This is a genomic window from Mycobacterium sp. Aquia_213, from assembly GCF_026625985.1.
Lineage (GTDB): Bacteria > Actinomycetota > Actinomycetes > Mycobacteriales > Mycobacteriaceae > Mycobacterium.
The window spans coordinates 4,776,067-4,790,430 of the sequence record NZ_CP113116.1 but is presented as its reverse complement, the minus strand read 5'-3'; the positions used below and the strand labels follow the sequence as shown (position 1 = coordinate 4,790,430).

The 14,364-nt window shown below is 66.6% G+C and carries 14 protein-coding genes and 2 pseudogenes; 6 read left to right on the top strand and 10 right to left on the bottom strand.

Translation table 11 applies throughout. From position 1 onward, the window contains the following. Nucleotides 1-26: 26 nt before the first annotated feature. Nucleotides 27-860, bottom strand: coding sequence for a mycofactocin-coupled SDR family oxidoreductase (locus LMQ14_RS22185; RefSeq protein ID WP_267731719.1), 834 nt, complete (start codon nt 858-860; stop codon nt 27-29). Between the two features lie 114 nt (nt 861-974). On the opposite strand from LMQ14_RS22185, the pseudogene LMQ14_RS22180 reads away from it, so the two are divergent. Further along, nucleotides 975-1,911 (top strand): annotated as a pseudogene (locus tag LMQ14_RS22180) (sigma-70 family RNA polymerase sigma factor). On the opposite strand, the pseudogene LMQ14_RS22175 reads toward LMQ14_RS22180, so the two are convergent. After that, a pseudogene (locus tag LMQ14_RS22175) lies at nt 1,868-2,482 on the bottom strand (carboxymuconolactone decarboxylase family protein); the annotation flags it as partial. The pseudogenes LMQ14_RS22180 and LMQ14_RS22175 overlap by 44 nt on opposite strands. 70 nt (nt 2,483-2,552) lie before the next feature. Between LMQ14_RS22175 and LMQ14_RS22170 the strand changes: the two are divergent. Next, nucleotides 2,553-2,999, top strand: coding sequence for a hypothetical protein (locus LMQ14_RS22170; RefSeq protein WP_267731717.1), 447 nt, complete (start codon nt 2,553-2,555; stop codon nt 2,997-2,999). Here the strand turns inward: LMQ14_RS22170 and LMQ14_RS22165 are convergent. Genes LMQ14_RS22165 through sdhC form a run of 4 tightly spaced genes read right to left on the bottom strand, consistent with a single transcriptional unit; the run spans nt 2,971 to nt 6,337 of the window. Further along, nucleotides 2,971-3,774 (bottom strand): succinate dehydrogenase iron-sulfur subunit, encoded by an 804-nt coding sequence (locus LMQ14_RS22165; protein WP_267731716.1) that lies wholly within the window; start codon nt 3,772-3,774, stop codon nt 2,971-2,973. The genes LMQ14_RS22170 and LMQ14_RS22165 overlap by 29 nt on opposite strands. Beyond that, a complete protein-coding gene (gene sdhA / locus LMQ14_RS22160; RefSeq protein ID WP_267731715.1) occupies nt 3,774-5,528 on the bottom strand; it encodes a succinate dehydrogenase flavoprotein subunit in 1,755 nt (584 codons plus the stop codon). The genes LMQ14_RS22165 and sdhA overlap by 1 nt, the downstream gene beginning before the upstream one ends. Before the next feature lie 3 nt (nt 5,529-5,531). Continuing rightward, entirely contained in the window at nt 5,532-6,002 is a 471-nt protein-coding gene (locus LMQ14_RS22155; RefSeq protein WP_267731714.1) for a succinate dehydrogenase hydrophobic membrane anchor subunit, read from the bottom strand. Further along, nucleotides 5,999-6,337: a succinate dehydrogenase, cytochrome b556 subunit gene (gene sdhC, locus LMQ14_RS22150; RefSeq protein WP_267735634.1), complete on the bottom strand. Its 339-nt coding sequence runs from the start codon at nt 6,335-6,337 to the stop codon at nt 5,999-6,001. Before sdhC ends, LMQ14_RS22155 begins: the two co-directional genes overlap by 4 nt. Nucleotides 6,338-6,602: 265 nt before the next feature. Here sdhC and LMQ14_RS22145 point away from each other — a divergent pair, with 265 nt between their 5' ends. From LMQ14_RS22145 to LMQ14_RS22135, 3 genes are read left to right on the top strand one after another with little or no spacing between them, the layout of a single operon-like run. After that, nucleotides 6,603-7,004: a cytidine deaminase gene (locus tag LMQ14_RS22145; RefSeq protein ID WP_267731713.1), complete on the top strand. Its 402-nt coding sequence runs from the start codon at nt 6,603-6,605 to the stop codon at nt 7,002-7,004. Continuing rightward, complete coding sequence (locus LMQ14_RS22140; protein WP_267731712.1) at nt 7,001-8,299, top strand: thymidine phosphorylase; 1,299 nt, start codon at nt 7,001-7,003, stop codon at nt 8,297-8,299. The genes LMQ14_RS22145 and LMQ14_RS22140 overlap by 4 nt, the downstream gene beginning before the upstream one ends. Then, complete coding sequence (locus LMQ14_RS22135; RefSeq protein WP_267731711.1) at nt 8,296-9,384, top strand: adenosine deaminase; 1,089 nt, start codon at nt 8,296-8,298, stop codon at nt 9,382-9,384. Before LMQ14_RS22140 ends, LMQ14_RS22135 begins: the two co-directional genes overlap by 4 nt. Here the strand turns inward: LMQ14_RS22135 and LMQ14_RS22130 are convergent. From LMQ14_RS22130 to LMQ14_RS22115, 4 genes are all read right to left on the bottom strand, one after another. Beyond that, on the bottom strand, nt 9,381-10,802 hold the full coding sequence (locus LMQ14_RS22130; protein WP_267735633.1) for an HNH endonuclease signature motif containing protein: 1,422 nt from the start codon (nt 10,800-10,802) through the stop codon (nt 9,381-9,383). The genes LMQ14_RS22135 and LMQ14_RS22130 overlap by 4 nt on opposite strands. Before the next feature lie 33 nt (nt 10,803-10,835). After that, nucleotides 10,836-11,099: a CDGP domain-containing protein gene (locus LMQ14_RS22125; RefSeq protein ID WP_267731710.1), complete on the bottom strand. Its 264-nt coding sequence runs from the start codon at nt 11,097-11,099 to the stop codon at nt 10,836-10,838. A gap of 17 nt (nt 11,100-11,116) precedes the next feature. Continuing rightward, complete coding sequence (locus LMQ14_RS28185) at nt 11,117-12,370, bottom strand: PPE family protein (protein ID WP_324291075.1); 1,254 nt, start codon at nt 12,368-12,370, stop codon at nt 11,117-11,119. Between the two features lie 154 nt (nt 12,371-12,524). Further along, on the bottom strand, nt 12,525-13,202 hold the full coding sequence (locus tag LMQ14_RS22115; RefSeq protein ID WP_267731709.1) for a GntR family transcriptional regulator: 678 nt from the start codon (nt 13,200-13,202) through the stop codon (nt 12,525-12,527). Nucleotides 13,203-13,331: 129 nt separating this feature from the next. Here LMQ14_RS22115 and LMQ14_RS22110 point away from each other — a divergent pair, with 129 nt between their 5' ends. Then, nucleotides 13,332-14,336: a cupin gene (locus tag LMQ14_RS22110; protein ID WP_267731708.1), complete on the top strand. Its 1,005-nt coding sequence runs from the start codon at nt 13,332-13,334 to the stop codon at nt 14,334-14,336. The last annotated feature ends 28 nt before the right edge of the window (nt 14,337-14,364 follow it).

Genomic DNA, 14,364 nt, shown 5'->3' with positions numbered 1-14,364 from the left:
CGTGAGCGTAACGCCACGGGCGGCAATCACTTGAGCAATATTCCGGCATCCACGGTCAGCGTCGTGCCGGTGATGTAGCGGCCGGACTTCGCGCACAGGTAGAGCATTGCCTCGGAGACATCCTCGGCGTCGATCACCGAGACGGGCAACAGATTGGTGAAGGCCGCCGCGAGGGTCGGGTTCTGCTGGAGGAAGCCATCCATCATCTCGTTCTGAGTCATCGGCGTCGCCACCCCGGTCGGATGCACCGAGTTCACCCGAATCTCCTTCTCCGCCAACGTCGTCGCGTAGTAGCGCATCAACCCGATGACCCCGTGTTTGGCCGCGGTATAGCCGGCCAGACCCGGGTTCCGGTTCCCGAAATCGCGCGCGATTGATTTGAAACCCGCGGCCGAGCTGGTGATGACGATCGCTCCGCCGTCTCCGTGGGTGAGCAGATGGGGCAGGGCCGCTTCGATCGTGCCGTAGACGCCGTTGAGCATGATGTCGATCGCATCGACATAGGAATCCACCGTCGGCTCATCGAGGCCGATGCCCGGCCCCACACCTGCGTTCGCCAGCACGAAGTCGAGGCGGCCGAGCTCGGCCACCCCGTTGGCCAGCACCGACTCGAGACGGGCGAAGTCCCGGACATCGGCCTGCTCGGCGACGATGCGGCGCCCGGTCTTCTCCACCAGGTTGACGGTCTCGTCCAGATCCTCGGGACAGCCCAGCGGGTAGGCGACGGTGTCGATCTGCTGGCAGATGTCCACGGCGATGATGTCCGCGCCCTCTTCGGCGAATCGCACGGCGTGCGCACGGCCCTGTCCGCGCGCGGCGCCGGTGATGAACGCGACTTTGCCTGCCAATCGCTCCGTCATGATTACCCCTCGGTACTCGACGCGTTTCCTCCACCTTCACTGTCGCGTTAGAGACCGCCTAGTCATTGGCCAATGCGCGCACGGTATTGGTCAAGATGCGAATAGGCTCGGGACATGACCGCGACGCAGGTCACCGACTTCGAAGCGCTGCGGCCGCATTTGATGGCGGTGGCCTACCGGGTGACGGGCACCGTGGCCGACGCGGAAGACATCGTCCAGGAAGCCTGGCTGCGCTGGGACAAACAAGACAAGGCGATCACCGATTTGCGGGCCTGGCTGACCACCGTGGTGAGCCGGCTGGGGCTGGACCGGTTGCGCTCGGCCGCGCACCGCCGGGAGGCCTACACCGGCACCTGGCTGCCCGAGCCGGTGGTGACCGGCTTCGACGGCGCCGATCCGCTGTCCGCCGTGGTGGCCCGCGAGGATGCCCGGTTCGCGGCGATGGTGGTGCTGGAGCGGCTGTCCCCGGATCAGCGGGTCGCGTTCGTATTGCACGACGGGTTCTCGATGCCATTCTCGGAAATTGCCGAGGTGCTGGGCACCAACGAGCCCGCCGCCCGGCAGCTGGCGTCACGGGCCCGCAAGGCCGTCGCGGACCAGCCACCGCCAAAACCCGATCCGTCACACGCCGAGGTGGTCGGCAAGTTGCTCGCGGCGATGGCCGAGGGCGACCTGGAAACCGTGGTGTCGCTGTTGCATCCGGACGTGACGTTCACCGGCGATTCGAATGGCAAGGCGCCCACCGCAATCAACGTCATCCACGGGGCCGACAAGGTCATCCGGTTCATCCAGGGCCTGGCGCAACGCTACGGCCCGGCGATGTATACCGTGCATCAATTCGGGCTGATCAACGGCGAACTGGGGATGTACACACCCGGCTGCCCCGCCAGCGACGGCTATCGGGAGATGTTGCCGCGGATCACGGCCATGACGGTGCGCGACGGAAAGGTCTGCGCGCTATGGGATATCGCCAACCCCGACAAATTCAGCGGCTCCCCGCTGCGCGGCTAGGCGCTCGCCCACGGAATGCGGCAACTGTCACCGGAATTGAAGCCCTGCTCGGCGATGCCCAGCGCCGAGTTCATCCGGGCCCGCATGTTCTCCACCCCGATCTGATAGGTCAGCTCGATCACCCCGGCGTCGCCGAAACGGGCCCGCAGGTCGGCCACCTGTTCGTCGGTGACGGTGTGCGGATCGGTGGTCATCGCGTCGGCGTACGCGATCGCGGCGCGCTCGTCGTCGGTGAATGCCGCCGAGGTGGCGTAGTCGTCGATCTCCTTGAGCCGCTGAATGTCCAGGCCGTCCAGGCGTTGCAGCATGGCCCCAAAGTCGACGCACCACGCGCAGCCGATGGCGCGCGCGGTCCAGAACACCGCGAGCTCGCGCACGCTGACCGGCAGCGTGCGTGACGCCCGGTCGATCAGGGTTTCGTGCACGGCGCCGGCGACCATCAGCCGGCGATGATGCGCGGCCACCGCGAACGGTTCGGGAACCTGGCCGTAGCGGCGCTTGGCGATCCGGTACATGGCGCGGGTCATCAGTCCGGCGCTCTTGGGTGGTAGGGGCGCGATCCGTGTTTTCTGTGTCATACCCCTCAGACGACGCAGCTCTGCCAAGTGTGACCGACTGAGGCGATCTTGATCCCAAGAATTTTCCAAGAATCCATTAAGGATCGCCAGTAAGTCTGTGCCGATGACTTACTGCTTCTTCGACGAGCCGCCCCGCCTGGAAGACATCGAGCCTGCCACCCACACCGAGGTGCTGGTCGCCGAGTCGCGGCTGGACCAGCCGCGACTGCGCGCCGCGATCGACGCGGTTTTCGCAGCTCACCCCGACCTTGGCACCGTGTTCGAGTCGAGGCTGAACATCTGGATGACGCGTCCGGGCGGCGGCTGGGCGTGGGGCGTGGAACCCCCAGGCGGCAGTGTCGACGACGTCGTCGCGCGTCAGCTGGCCAGCTTCGATATGCACACCGGCAGGTTGTTCGCGGCCTCCCTGCTGCCCGGCGAACCCGACCGTCTGGTGCTCACCGCCAGCCAGCTCTGCGTCGACGAACAGTCCTGGCTGAGCGTGGTCGAGGACCTGGTCGCCGAGTACAACGCCGGTGCTCTCAGCGCGAGAACATCAGCGCGCGCTTGACCTCCTGGATCGCCTTCGTGACCTGAATGCCACGCGGGCAGGACTCCGTGCAGTTGAACGTGGTGCGGCAGCGCCACACGCCGTCGACCTCGTTGAGAATGTCGAGGCGCTCACCGGCGGCCTCGTCGCGGCTGTCGAAGATGAACCGATGCGCGTTGACGATCGCGGCGGGGCCGAAGTAGGTGCCCTCGCTCCAGAAAACCGGGCAACTGGTGGTGCAGCACGCGCACAGGATGCATTTGGTGGTGTCGTCGTAGCGGGCCCGGTCGGTCGGGCTTTGGATCCGCTCCCGGGTCGGCGGGTTGCCGGTGGTGATCAAGTAAGGCTTCACCGCGCGGTAGGCGTCGAAGAACGGCTCCATGTCGACCACCAGGTCCTTCTCCACCGGCAGCCCGCGGATCGGTTCGACCGTGATGGTCAGCGCCTTGCCCGACTTTTTGGGCAGCAGGTCGCGCATCAGCACCTTGCAAGCCAGCCGGTTGACGCCGTTGATCCGCATCGCGTCGGATCCGCACACGCCGTGGGCGCAGGATCGCCGGAAGGTGAGCGTGCCGTCCAGGTAGCCCTTGATGTAGATCAGCAGGTTGAGCAACCGGTCGCTGGGCAAGCAAGGAACCCGAAAGCTTTGCCAGCCACCGGTTTCCGCGAACGCATCGGGGTCGTCCGGGTTGAACCTGGCGATCTTGCACGTCACCATCACCGCGCCGTCCGGAACCTGCGGCAGGGGCGGCTCCCCGGGCAGGGCCTCTGGTGCGTCAGGTGCTTCGACAGACATCAGTACTTCCGCTCCTTGGGTTCGTAGCGCGTCTGCACGACGGGTTTGAAGTCGAGCGCGATGTCACTCAACAGCTCGCTGCTCTGCTTGTAGGCCATCGTGTGGCGCATGTAGTTGACGTCGTCGCGGTTCGGGTAATCCTCCCGGGCGTGGCCACCGCGGGACTCCTTGCGATTCAAGGCGCCGACGACCGTGACTTCGGCCAGCTCCAGCAAGAAGCCCAGCTCGATGGCTTCCAGCAAGTCACTGTTGAATCGTTTCCCTTTGTCGTGCACGGTGATTCGGGAGTAGCGCTCCTTGAGCGCGTGAATGTCGGTGAGCGCCTGCTTAAGTGTCTCCTCGGTGCGGAACACCGCGGCGTTGTTGTCCATCGTCTGCTGCAGGGCGCCACGGATGTCGGCGACGCGCTCGTTGCCGTGCTCGGACAGAATGTCGGCCACCCAGCCGATCACCATCGCCTCGGGTTCCGGTGGCATGTCGACGAAGTCGTGGCCCTGCGCGTAGCCGGCCGCGGCGATGCCGGCGCGGCGGCCGAAGACGTTGATGTCCAGCAGTGAGTTGGTGCCCAGCCGGTTGGCGCCGTGCACCGACACGCACGCGCACTCACCGGCCGCGTACAGGCCCGGGACGGTAGATGTGTTGTCCCGCAACACCTGTCCGGTAACGGTGGTGGGGATGCCGCCCATCACGTAGTGGCAGGTGGGGTAGACCGGCACCAGCTCCTTGACCGGGTCCACGCCCAGATAGGTGCGGGCGAACTCGGTGATGTCGGGCAGCTTGGATTCCAGCACGTCCTCGCCCAGGTGGCGGACGTCGATGTAGACGTAGTCCTTGTGCGGACCGGCGCCGCGGCCCTCCAGGACCTCCAGCACCATCGAGCGGGCCACGATGTCGCGGGGCGCCAGGTCGACGATCGTCGGGGCATAGCGCTCCATGAAGCGCTCGCCCTCGCCGTTGAGCAACCGACCGCCCTCGCCGCGCACCGCCTCGGAGATCAAGATGCCCAGCCCGGCCAGACCCGTCGGGTGGAACTGGTGAAACTCCATGTCCTCCAACGGAAGTCCCTTGCGGAACACGATGCCGATGCCGTCGCCGGTCAGCGTGTGCGCGTTGGAGGTCGTCTTGTACATGCGGCCCGAGCCGCCGGTCGCGAGCACGATGGCCTTGGCGTGGAAGACGTGGATACGGCCGGTGGCCAGCTCGTAGGCGACCACGCCGGTGGCCACCGGGCCGCTCGGCGTCTGAGTGAGTACCAGGTCGAGCGCGTAGAACTCGTTGAAGAACTGCACGTCGTGCTTGACGCAGTTTTGGTAGAGCGTCTGCAGGATCATGTGGCCGGTGCGGTCCGCGGCGTAGCAGGCCCGGCGTACCGGGGCCTTGCCGTGGTCGCGGGTGTGACCGCCGAAGCGGCGCTGGTCGATCCGGCCCTCGGGGGTGCGGTTGAACGGCATCCCCATTTTCTCCAGGTCGAGCACCGCGTCGATGGCTTCCTTGCACATAATCTCGACGGCGTCCTGATCCGCGAGATAGTCACCGCCCTTGACGGTGTCGAAGGTGTGCCACTCCCAGTTGTCGTCCTCGACGTTGGCCAGCGCGGCGCACATGCCGCCCTGCGCGGCGCCGGTGTGGCTACGCGTGGGGTAGAGCTTGGTCAGCACCGCGGTGCGAACCCGGGGTCCGGCCTCGACGGCCGCCCGCATTCCGGCACCGCCCGCGCCGACGATCACCACGTCGTATTTGTGATGCTGGATCATGCGTCAGCCTCCGACATCGGGGTTGAACGTCATCAGCACGTAGGTACCCAGCACCAAGGTGAACCCCATCGACAACAGCAGCAGGCTGTTCAGCCAGAACCGGGTGCTGTTCTTGCGGCTGTAGTCGTCGATGATGGTGCGCAGGCCGTTGCCGCCGTGCAATTGCGCCAGCCACAGCAGCGACAGGTCCCAGAATTGCCAGAACGGCGATGCCCAGCGTTGCGCGACGTAGTTGAAGTCGATGCGGTACACGCCGTTTTCCCACATCAGCATGATGAACAGGTGCCCGATCGCCAGGAACACCAGCGCGACGCCGGAAAACCGCATGAACAGCCACGCGAATTTCTCGAAGTTGGGGATGCCGGAGCGCCGCCGCGGTGAGCGCGGATTGTCCAGGCTGGGCGGGCGGTCGCGGCTGCGCTGCAGAACCGGCGCCACCTCGCCGCGGCCGAGCTGAAGGTCCGGGCTGCTCATCGGAAGTGCTCCATCATGTGAATGCCGATGGCCACCGCCGCGGGCACCATGACCAACAGATAGACGACGGCGATGACCCACAACATCGTCTTCTGGTGGCGGGGTCCTTCCGCCCAGAAGTCGATCAAGATGATGCGGATCCCGTTGAGTGCGTGGAATCCCACCGCGGCGACCAAGCCGAACTCCATCAGGCCGACGATCGGCGTCTTGTAGGTGGCGATCACTTCGTTGTAGGTCTGCGGGCTGACCCGGACCAGGGCGGTGTCCAGGACATGCACGAACAGGAAGAAGAAGATCGTCGCGCCGGTGATGCGATGCAGCACCCACGACCACATCCCCGGATCTCCCCGATACAGGGTCCGTGGTGGCCGCCGCTTGCGTGACGACTCCGATTGCGGTGTCGGTAATGCCGAATCTGCGGTCGTCGCCTCTGTGCTCAAACCGGGTCCTCATGTTGTCCGCGAAACTAAAGCCGGGCAATCGAGCTTAGCCCGGCAACGATGCGTCCGGAACCAGCCAACACCATTTCGTGAACGGTGTTTTCGTGCCAGGGTTAGGGTGGCTTTCTCGACTGGGCCCATCGGTGATTGGGGTTGCGGTATGCCGGATATTGATTGGAATTTGTTGCGGGACAAAGCAATACAGGTAGCAGCGGGAGCTTATGCCCCGTATTCGCAATTTCCCGTGGGTGCGGCCTCGCTGGTTGACGACGGCCGCGTGGTCACCGGCTGCAATGTGGAGAATGTCTCATATGGCCTTGGTCTCTGTGCCGAATGCGGTGTGGTGTCTGCCCTGCATGCGACCGGTGGCGGCCGGTTGATTGCCCTGGTGTGCGTTGACTCACAGGGAGCGCTGTTGATGCCGTGCGGGCGATGCCGCCAAGTCCTGCTCGAGCACGGTGGGCGCGACCTGCTGATCGCGCATCCGGCCGGTCCCCGCCGCCTCGAAGAGTTGCTGCCCGATCCGTTCGACGCCGACGACCTCGCCCGGGAACGTCCTTGACCGACTTCGCATTCGACGCCCCGACCGTCATCAAGACCAAGCGCGACGGGGGCCGGTTGACCGATGCCGCGATCGACTGGGTCATCGCCGCCTATACCGATGGCCGCGTTGCCGAGGAGCAGATGGCCGCGCTGTTGATGGCGATCTTTTGGCGCGGCATGGACCGCGGCGAGATCGTCCGGTGGACGGCGGCGATGCTGGCGTCGGGCGACCGGCTGGATTTCAGCGATCTGCGGGTCGACGGTAAACCGTTGGCCACCGTGGACAAACATTCGACCGGCGGGGTCGGAGACAAGACCACGCTGGTGTTGGTGCCCATCGTCGCCGCCTGCGGTGGCGCGGTGCCCAAGGTCTCCGGCCGCGGTCTTGGCCATACCGGCGGCACCCTGGACAAGCTGGAATCCATCCCGGGATTCACCGCGGGAATCTCCAAACAACAAGTGCGACAACAACTCTGCGATATCGGGGCGGCAATCTTCGCGGCCGGTGAACTGGCGCCTGCCGACAAAAAGCTCTATGCGCTGCGCGACATCACCGCCACGGTCGACTCCTTGCCGTTGATCGCCAGCTCGATCATGAGCAAGAAACTGGCCGAGGGCATCGGCGCGCTGGTGCTCGACGTGAAGGTCGGTGAGGGGGCGCTGATGGCGTCGGAGGCGCAGTGCCGCGAATTGGCCGAAACCATGGTCGGGTTGGGCGCGGCCCACGGCGTGCCGACGCGCGCGGTGCTGACGGACATGGACTCGCCCCTGGGCGCGACGGTCGGCAATGCGCTCGAGGTCGCCGAGGCGCTCGAGGTGCTGGCCGGCGGCGGGCCACCCGACGTGGTGGAGCTGACGGTGCGGCTGGCCGCCGAGATGCTCGAGCTGGCCGGGATCGATGGCCGCGATCCCGCCCAGACGCTGCGCGATGGCACCGCGATGGACCGATTCCGCGGGCTGGTCGCGGCTCAGGGCGGCGACTTGTCGGTACCGTTGCCAATCGGTTCACATTCGGAGACCGTGATCGCCGCGCGGAGCGGCACAATGGGGAACATCGACGCTATGGCAGTGGGGCTGGCAGCTTGGCGACTCGGCGCGGGTCGATCCCGTCCGGGTGGGCAGGTGCAACCCGGCGCCGGCATCAGGATTCATCGTCGTCCCGGCCAGCCCGTGGTGGCCGGCGAGCCGTTGTTCACTCTGTACACCGACGGCCCCGAACGCTTCGGCGCCGCGCTGGCCGAGCTGGACGGCGGGTGGAGCGTGGGCGATACGGCACCGGCGTCGCGACCCCTGATCATCGGGATCGCCTCGTGAGCGCCCCGCTGGAGCTGCGGCAGATCCAGCAAGCGCCGAAGGCGCTGCTGCACGATCACCTCGACGGGGGCCTGCGCCCGTCGACGGTGCTGGAGATCGCCGGTCAGATCGGATACGACGAGCTGCCCGCCACCGATGCCGACGAGCTGGCGACCTGGTTTCGCACCCGGTCGCACAGCGGCTCACTGGAGCGCTACCTGGAGCCGTTCTCGCACACCGTGGCCGTGATGCAAACGCCCGAGGCGTTGTTCCGCGTCGGCTACGAGTGCGTCGAAGACCTGGCCGCCGACTCCGTGGTCTATGCCGAGATCCGTTTCGCGCCAGAGCTACACATCAACCGCGGGTTGTCCTTCGACGAGATCGTCGACGCCGTGCTGGAGGGCTTCGCCGCCGGGGAGAAGGCCGCTGCGGCGGCGGGACGTCCGATCGTCGTGCGTCTTCTGGTCACCGCGATGCGCCACGCCGCGATGTCGCGGGAGATCGCCGAGCTGGCAATTCGCTTCCGGGACAGGGGAGTTGTCGGGTTCGACATCGCCGGCGCCGAGGCCGGCTACCCGCCGACGCGTCACCTGGACGCGTTCGAATACATGCGAGATCACAACGCGCGCTTTACTATTCATGCCGGTGAGGCGTTCGGTCTGCCGTCCATTCACGAGGCGATCGCGTTCTGTGCCGCCGACCGGCTCGGCCATGGGGTGCGCATCGTCGACGATATCGAGATCGTCGAGGGCGGCCGCGTCGAGTTGGGCAGGCTGGCATCTATCCTGCGCGACAAGCGAATTCCGCTGGAACTTTGCCCGAGCTCGAACGTTCAGACCGGCGCGGTCAAGAGCATCGCCGACCACCCCTTCGATCTGCTGGCCAGGGCGCGGTTCCGGGTCACCGTCAACACCGACAACCGGCTGATGAGCGACACCACGATGAGCCTCGAAATGCACCGGCTGGTAGAGGCTTTCGGCTACGGGTGGAGCGATCTCGAGCGGTTCACCATCAACGCGATGAAGTCGGCGTTCATTCCGTTCGACGAGCGGCTCGCGCTGATCGACGAGGTGATCAAGCCGCGGTACGCGGTACTGATCGGCTAGAACGGTGGCGGTTCGTCGTCGTCGGACGATCCAACGCGGGCATATTCCCAACGCTTTTTGCGGGCTTCGCGGGAGGCTCGGTTGTGCTGGCGTTCGGTGGCGATGCGAGCGGCGCGGTTCTGCGCGCGAGTGTGGGTCCGCAGCGGCATCATCGCTTCGCGGTTGTCGCACTGCGTGTCCGGCATCGCAAAGGTAGGCAGCGGCGCCCCGTTGGCGCACAGGCTCGGAAAGAGCAGCGCGCTGCCGGGTGTGGTGACGTGGGTGTGCTCGCCCGGCAGGGTCCAGATGATGGTGCCATCGGGCAATTGCTGGTCGCGCCAGCCCCAGAAAGTCTTGAGCAGGTGATGTTTTCGGCACAGGCATTTGAGGTTCGACGGGTGGGTGGCACCGCCGTCGCCATGGGGCACGGTGTGGTCGATATCGCACTCGGTAGCCGGCCGGTCGCAACCCGGGGCCCGGCAGGTGAGGTCGCGGGCCCGCACGAAGTCCGTCAGCGCCCGGGACGGCGTATAACCGGATTCCGGTGTAGTCGGTGTTGTAATCGGCTGCTGCTTGGCCGATTTCGTCAGCTCACGCACAATCTCGGCCGGGATGATGCCGTCGCCGTAGAGGAATCCCGGAGCCGCACCGGACCCGGCCACGGTGGTGCTGTCGGCGACCACGTGAATCACCACGGAGTTGGGCTGCCGGGGCGCCGAACCGGCCGGGCAGTCGGCGCCGCCGCACCCGCACATCAGCCGGTCCCGGCCGGCCGCGAGTGCGCCCAACGCATCGGCGCGCAGCTGCCCGATCGTGCGTGGATCGTCGACGCACACCGTCTTGGCGAGTTCGTCGAGCCGGCGATCGAGGGCTTGCCCCGTCGTCGCGAAAACCGTGCCGTTGATCAGCGCCATGCCCGGGTCCATCGCGGTGACCTCGAAATATCGGTCCGCCGCATACTCGCGCGATCGACGCACCGCGTCGCGGTCGACCCTGGTGACCACGCGATCGATCTCGGTCGCGAGCCTCCAGCTGGTCATCGACGGCCAGCGCGGCGCTTTGATTGCCAGCTGCGCATCCACGGCGGCCAACGCCTCGGCGTCGACGATCAGGTCGGTGCGAAACACGATCGTGCGAAACAGCCGGAAGTCGATGTCTCCGGCCCGAAAAACGGCGGCCACCCCCGGCAGCCGTTCCTGCATGGCGCGGGCGTAGCGCAGATTGCTGTGCCCCATCGCCACGCTGGTGCCGAGCGCGGCGGCGATTTCGGCAGCCACCGCATCGCTGGTGTCGGCCGCCCACTGCGCGCGGTCGCCGTGCTGGGCCAACCGCAACCTGAACAGGTCGCCGATCGCGAGCAGGCGCTCAGCTGCGGCCTGGGCTTCGGCCCGCGCCGCGTCGGCGATGCGGAAGAGCAAGCTTGAAGCATCATCGAACATGTGTTCGAGTATATCGAGCGGCTCCGACAAACCTCAGCCGTCGATGTGGGGGTCGAGACCCCCCGGGCCGATCACATCGCAGTGCCGTTCCGGCACGAAGAAGGAACTGGCGCCGTTGGCCACCAGATTCTTCGTCACCACGCAACGTTGCCAGGTGCCGTCGGGCTGGATGGGTCCGTCGCATTTGCTGATGATCGGTCCGCCGTACTGGCAGCCGGCGCTGGCCGGCGGCGCCGCGGTGACCAATCCTGCGGCCATCAGCACGGCGGCCAGTCCTGCGACGATGCTGCGCTTCATGGTTCGACGCTACCGGCTTATCCCAATGCAGCGGCCGCGGCTTCTTCTGGGAGAAGCGCGGAGGCCACGCGGCGGCCCCAGTCCGCGAGCCCGTCGGCGTTGAGTTGGGGTTGAATTCCGGCGGTTCCGGCCAGCCCGGGCGAGCTGGCCGCGGTAGCCAACGCGGGTGACGGGATGTAGCTGACGGTGCCCGCGGCGTTGGTGAGAGTCGCGCCGGAGAGGCCGGCAAATCCGATGGCGGTGTCGTTCACGGTGATGATGCCGGTTCCAGGACCGAGCGTGACGGAGCCCGCGTTGAGGAAGCCGAGGGCCCCGATGGCAAACCGGGGGGTCAGCGTGAGGCCTCCGGGGCCAACGGTGACCGGGCCGACGGGGAATGGCACGCCGCCCCCCGCCGTCCATCCTGGACCGGCGGTGAAGAGGCTGCCAGGGTTGAGGGTGATGGACGAGCCGAAATTGGCAGTGACTTCGAAGAATCCGGCGGCGCCGGTGGGTGCCATGGTGACCGAGCCGGCGTTGACGATCATGTGGCTGTTGGTCCCGACGGAGACGATGCTGAGGGGCGGCACGTTCGCAGATGTTCCGGGCGGGATGGAGGGATCGGGGTCGCCGACCGGCGTGTAGTCGATGCCACCGGGCCCGGTGGTGTTGGTGGTTACCTGCTGCACCAGGGATTGGGTGCGCGCGCTGGTGAGATTGCCCGCGTTCTGGGCCATCGTGCGGGCCTGATCGGCCTGCCCGTTCGGGTTGGTGGTCTGCGGGGCCTCGTCATACGGGGCCAGGGTGCTCGCGACCTCGGCGTCGCCGGCGTAGGTGTACATGGCGGTGGCGTCTTGCACCCACATCTCGCCGTACTGGGCCTCGGTCACCGCGATCGCCGGGGTGTTCTGCCCGAAGAAGTTGGTCGCGACCAGCGCCATCAGCTGCGCCCGGTTGGCCGCGATCATCGGTGGGGGCACCGTCATGGCGAAGGCCGCCTCGTAGGCCGCTGCCGCCGCGTACGCCTGCGCCGAGGTTTGGGCGGCCTGAGCGGCGGCCGCCTGCAGCCAGGCCACATAGGGCGTGGCGGCGGCGGCCATTCGCATCGACGACGGGCCGAACCAGGTCTGGCCCGTCAAACCCGAGACTTCCGAAAAGTAGCCGCTGGCAGATGATTCGAGCTGAGCGGCTAGTTCGTCCCAGGCCGCCGCGGCGGCCAGCATCGGGCCCGACCCGGGTCCGGCATACATACGGCCGGAGTTGATCTCCGGCATGAGCAACCCGAAGTCCATGGCGTCGTTGCCTTTCGAGGACCAATAAACACGCGCTCTTGGTTAAACCCCCGCCCGAAGAGGTTGACCCTAGAAGGGATTTCTAGCACGGCAGGACGGCGTTTGGACGGTTTTGGCACGAGCGGGTGATCGTGTCGGCCAGGTCCGCGAAAAGTCAGATCAACGACGCGTCGATGGCGAGGCCGATGGCACGCACGGTGCTGGCGAGGTGGGTCTGCACGGCCTGCAGCGCCCGCGGCAGATCGCCGTCGCGCAACGCCTCGGCGATGGCGAGGTGCTCGTGCATGATCGTCGCGACTCGATCCGGTTCGCGCAGTGCCGATTCACCGATCATCCGCATCTGCCGATCGCGCAGCGAGGAGTAGAACCCGGACAAAATCGCGTTCTGCGACTCGTCCAGGGTGATGGCATGGAAGGACCGGTCGGAGTCCAGGAACTCCCGCCAATCGGCCGCCGCCGCGGCATCGCGCTGCCGGTCCAACTCGGCCGACAGCCGCTCGAACACCGCCGCGCACACGGCCGGGCCACGTCCGACCACCTTGCGGGCGGCGTACTGCTCCAGCACCAACCGGGCCTCGATGACCGAACGGACCTCGTCGGATGAGACCGGGACGACGAGCGCCCCACGTTGCGGATACAGCCGCAGCAGGCCCTCGGCCTCCATGCGCAAGAAGGCCTCGCGCACCGGAGTCCGCGACATGCCCAGCGCGGTGGCGATGTCGCCCTCGCTGATCAGTTCGCCGCCGGGAAACGCACCGGTGAGCACCTGGGTCTTGACGTACTCCAGGGCGCGGTCCTTGGCCGTGCCGGGCTGTGCGCCCTTTGCTGCCACGGCGCCCCCTGGTAGCTCAGTCGTATCTCAAGTGTGTCCATGACCGTACACCAGCGCGGGATTGACACTGAGATACAAGATAGATACGATTCAAACACAAGATGCAGATAGGCTTTAAGGAGATGCGCAATGTCCGTCAATTTGGACCCGACGATTCCCGCGCCGATGACCAATGTGGCCGAGTACGGATTCGAGGGCCGGTTCGCCGACTGGGCCGATGACGCCCGCTACTTCGAGTACTCCAAGGCCGCCAATCCGATCGGCGCTGGATATGCGCCGCAGGTCCCGATCAGGCAGTTCGGGCCCGAGGTCTACCTGGACCAGCCGACCGGCGTCGTGCCCCTGGATCTGTCGTCGGAGCTGGGCATCGCCGGTGCTGCGACCAGTCCCGCGCTGCTGGCCAACTTCGTGCGCATCCGCGCCGGGGAGCAGATCGACACCAGCCCCAACGCCACCTCGCAGCTGTACTACGTGCTGTTCGGGCACGGCTTCGCCGCGGTCAACGGCCAGCTGGTCAAGTGGGAGAAGGGTGACTTCCTGACCCTGCCCGCCGGCGCCCGCTCGGTGTTCTACGCCGACTCCGAGGCGGCCATGTACTGGGTGCACGACGAGCCGCTGCTGCGCTACCTGGGCGCCGAAGCGCGCGAGCCGAGGTTCGTCGCGACCAAGTTCTGCCGCACCGACGCGGTGGCCAAGCTGGACGAGATCGTCTCGCGTCCCGGCGCCAACGACAAGAGCCGGGTCAGCGTCCTGCTGGCCAACCAGAACCAGGAGCAGACGCTGACCATCACCCACGTCCTGTGGGCAATGTTCGGCGTGCTGCCCCCCAACCAGGAGCAGCGCCCGCATCGGCACCAGTCGGTCGCATTGGATCTCATTCTCGACGCTCCGCCGGCCGGCTGCTACTCGCTGCTGGGTACTCGCCTCGACGAGCGCGGCGACATCGCCGACCCGATCCGGGTCGACTGGCAGGCCGGCGGTGCCTTCACCACCCCGCCGGGCATGTGGCACGCCCACTTCAACGAGACCGATCAGCCCGCCCACCTGATTCCCGTCCAGGACGCGGGGCTGCAGACCCACCTGCGCAGTCTCGACATCAAATTCACTCAGCGCCGGGACCTTGTCGCTGGGTGACAGGGGTGCCGTGCAGCGTCGACGTTCG

Coding starts and splice junctions, on each gene's coding strand:
- LMQ14_RS22185 (WP_267731719.1), bottom strand. CDS start 860: ATGACGGAGCGATTGGCAGGCAAAGTCGCGTTCATCACCGGCGCCGCG.
- LMQ14_RS22170 (WP_267731717.1), top strand. CDS start 2,553: ATGACTTACTGCTTCTTCGACGAGCCGCCCCGCCTGGAAGACATCGAG.
- LMQ14_RS22165 (WP_267731716.1), bottom strand. CDS start 3,774: ATGTCTGTCGAAGCACCTGACGCACCAGAGGCCCTGCCCGGGGAGCCG.
- sdhA (WP_267731715.1), bottom strand. CDS start 5,528: ATGATCCAGCATCACAAATACGACGTGGTGATCGTCGGCGCGGGCGGT.
- LMQ14_RS22155 (WP_267731714.1), bottom strand. CDS start 6,002: ATGAGCAGCCCGGACCTTCAGCTCGGCCGCGGCGAGGTGGCGCCGGTT.
- sdhC (WP_267735634.1), bottom strand. CDS start 6,337: ATGTGGTCGTGGGTGCTGCATCGCATCACCGGCGCGACGATCTTCTTC.
- LMQ14_RS22145 (WP_267731713.1), top strand. CDS start 6,603: ATGCCGGATATTGATTGGAATTTGTTGCGGGACAAAGCAATACAGGTA.
- LMQ14_RS22130 (WP_267735633.1), bottom strand. CDS start 10,802: ATGTTCGATGATGCTTCAAGCTTGCTCTTCCGCATCGCCGACGCGGCG.
- LMQ14_RS22125 (WP_267731710.1), bottom strand. CDS start 11,099: ATGAAGCGCAGCATCGTCGCAGGACTGGCCGCCGTGCTGATGGCCGCA.
- LMQ14_RS28185 (WP_324291075.1), bottom strand. CDS start 12,370: ATGGACTTCGGGTTGCTCATGCCGGAGATCAACTCCGGCCGTATGTAT.
- LMQ14_RS22110 (WP_267731708.1), top strand. CDS start 13,332: ATGTCCGTCAATTTGGACCCGACGATTCCCGCGCCGATGACCAATGTG.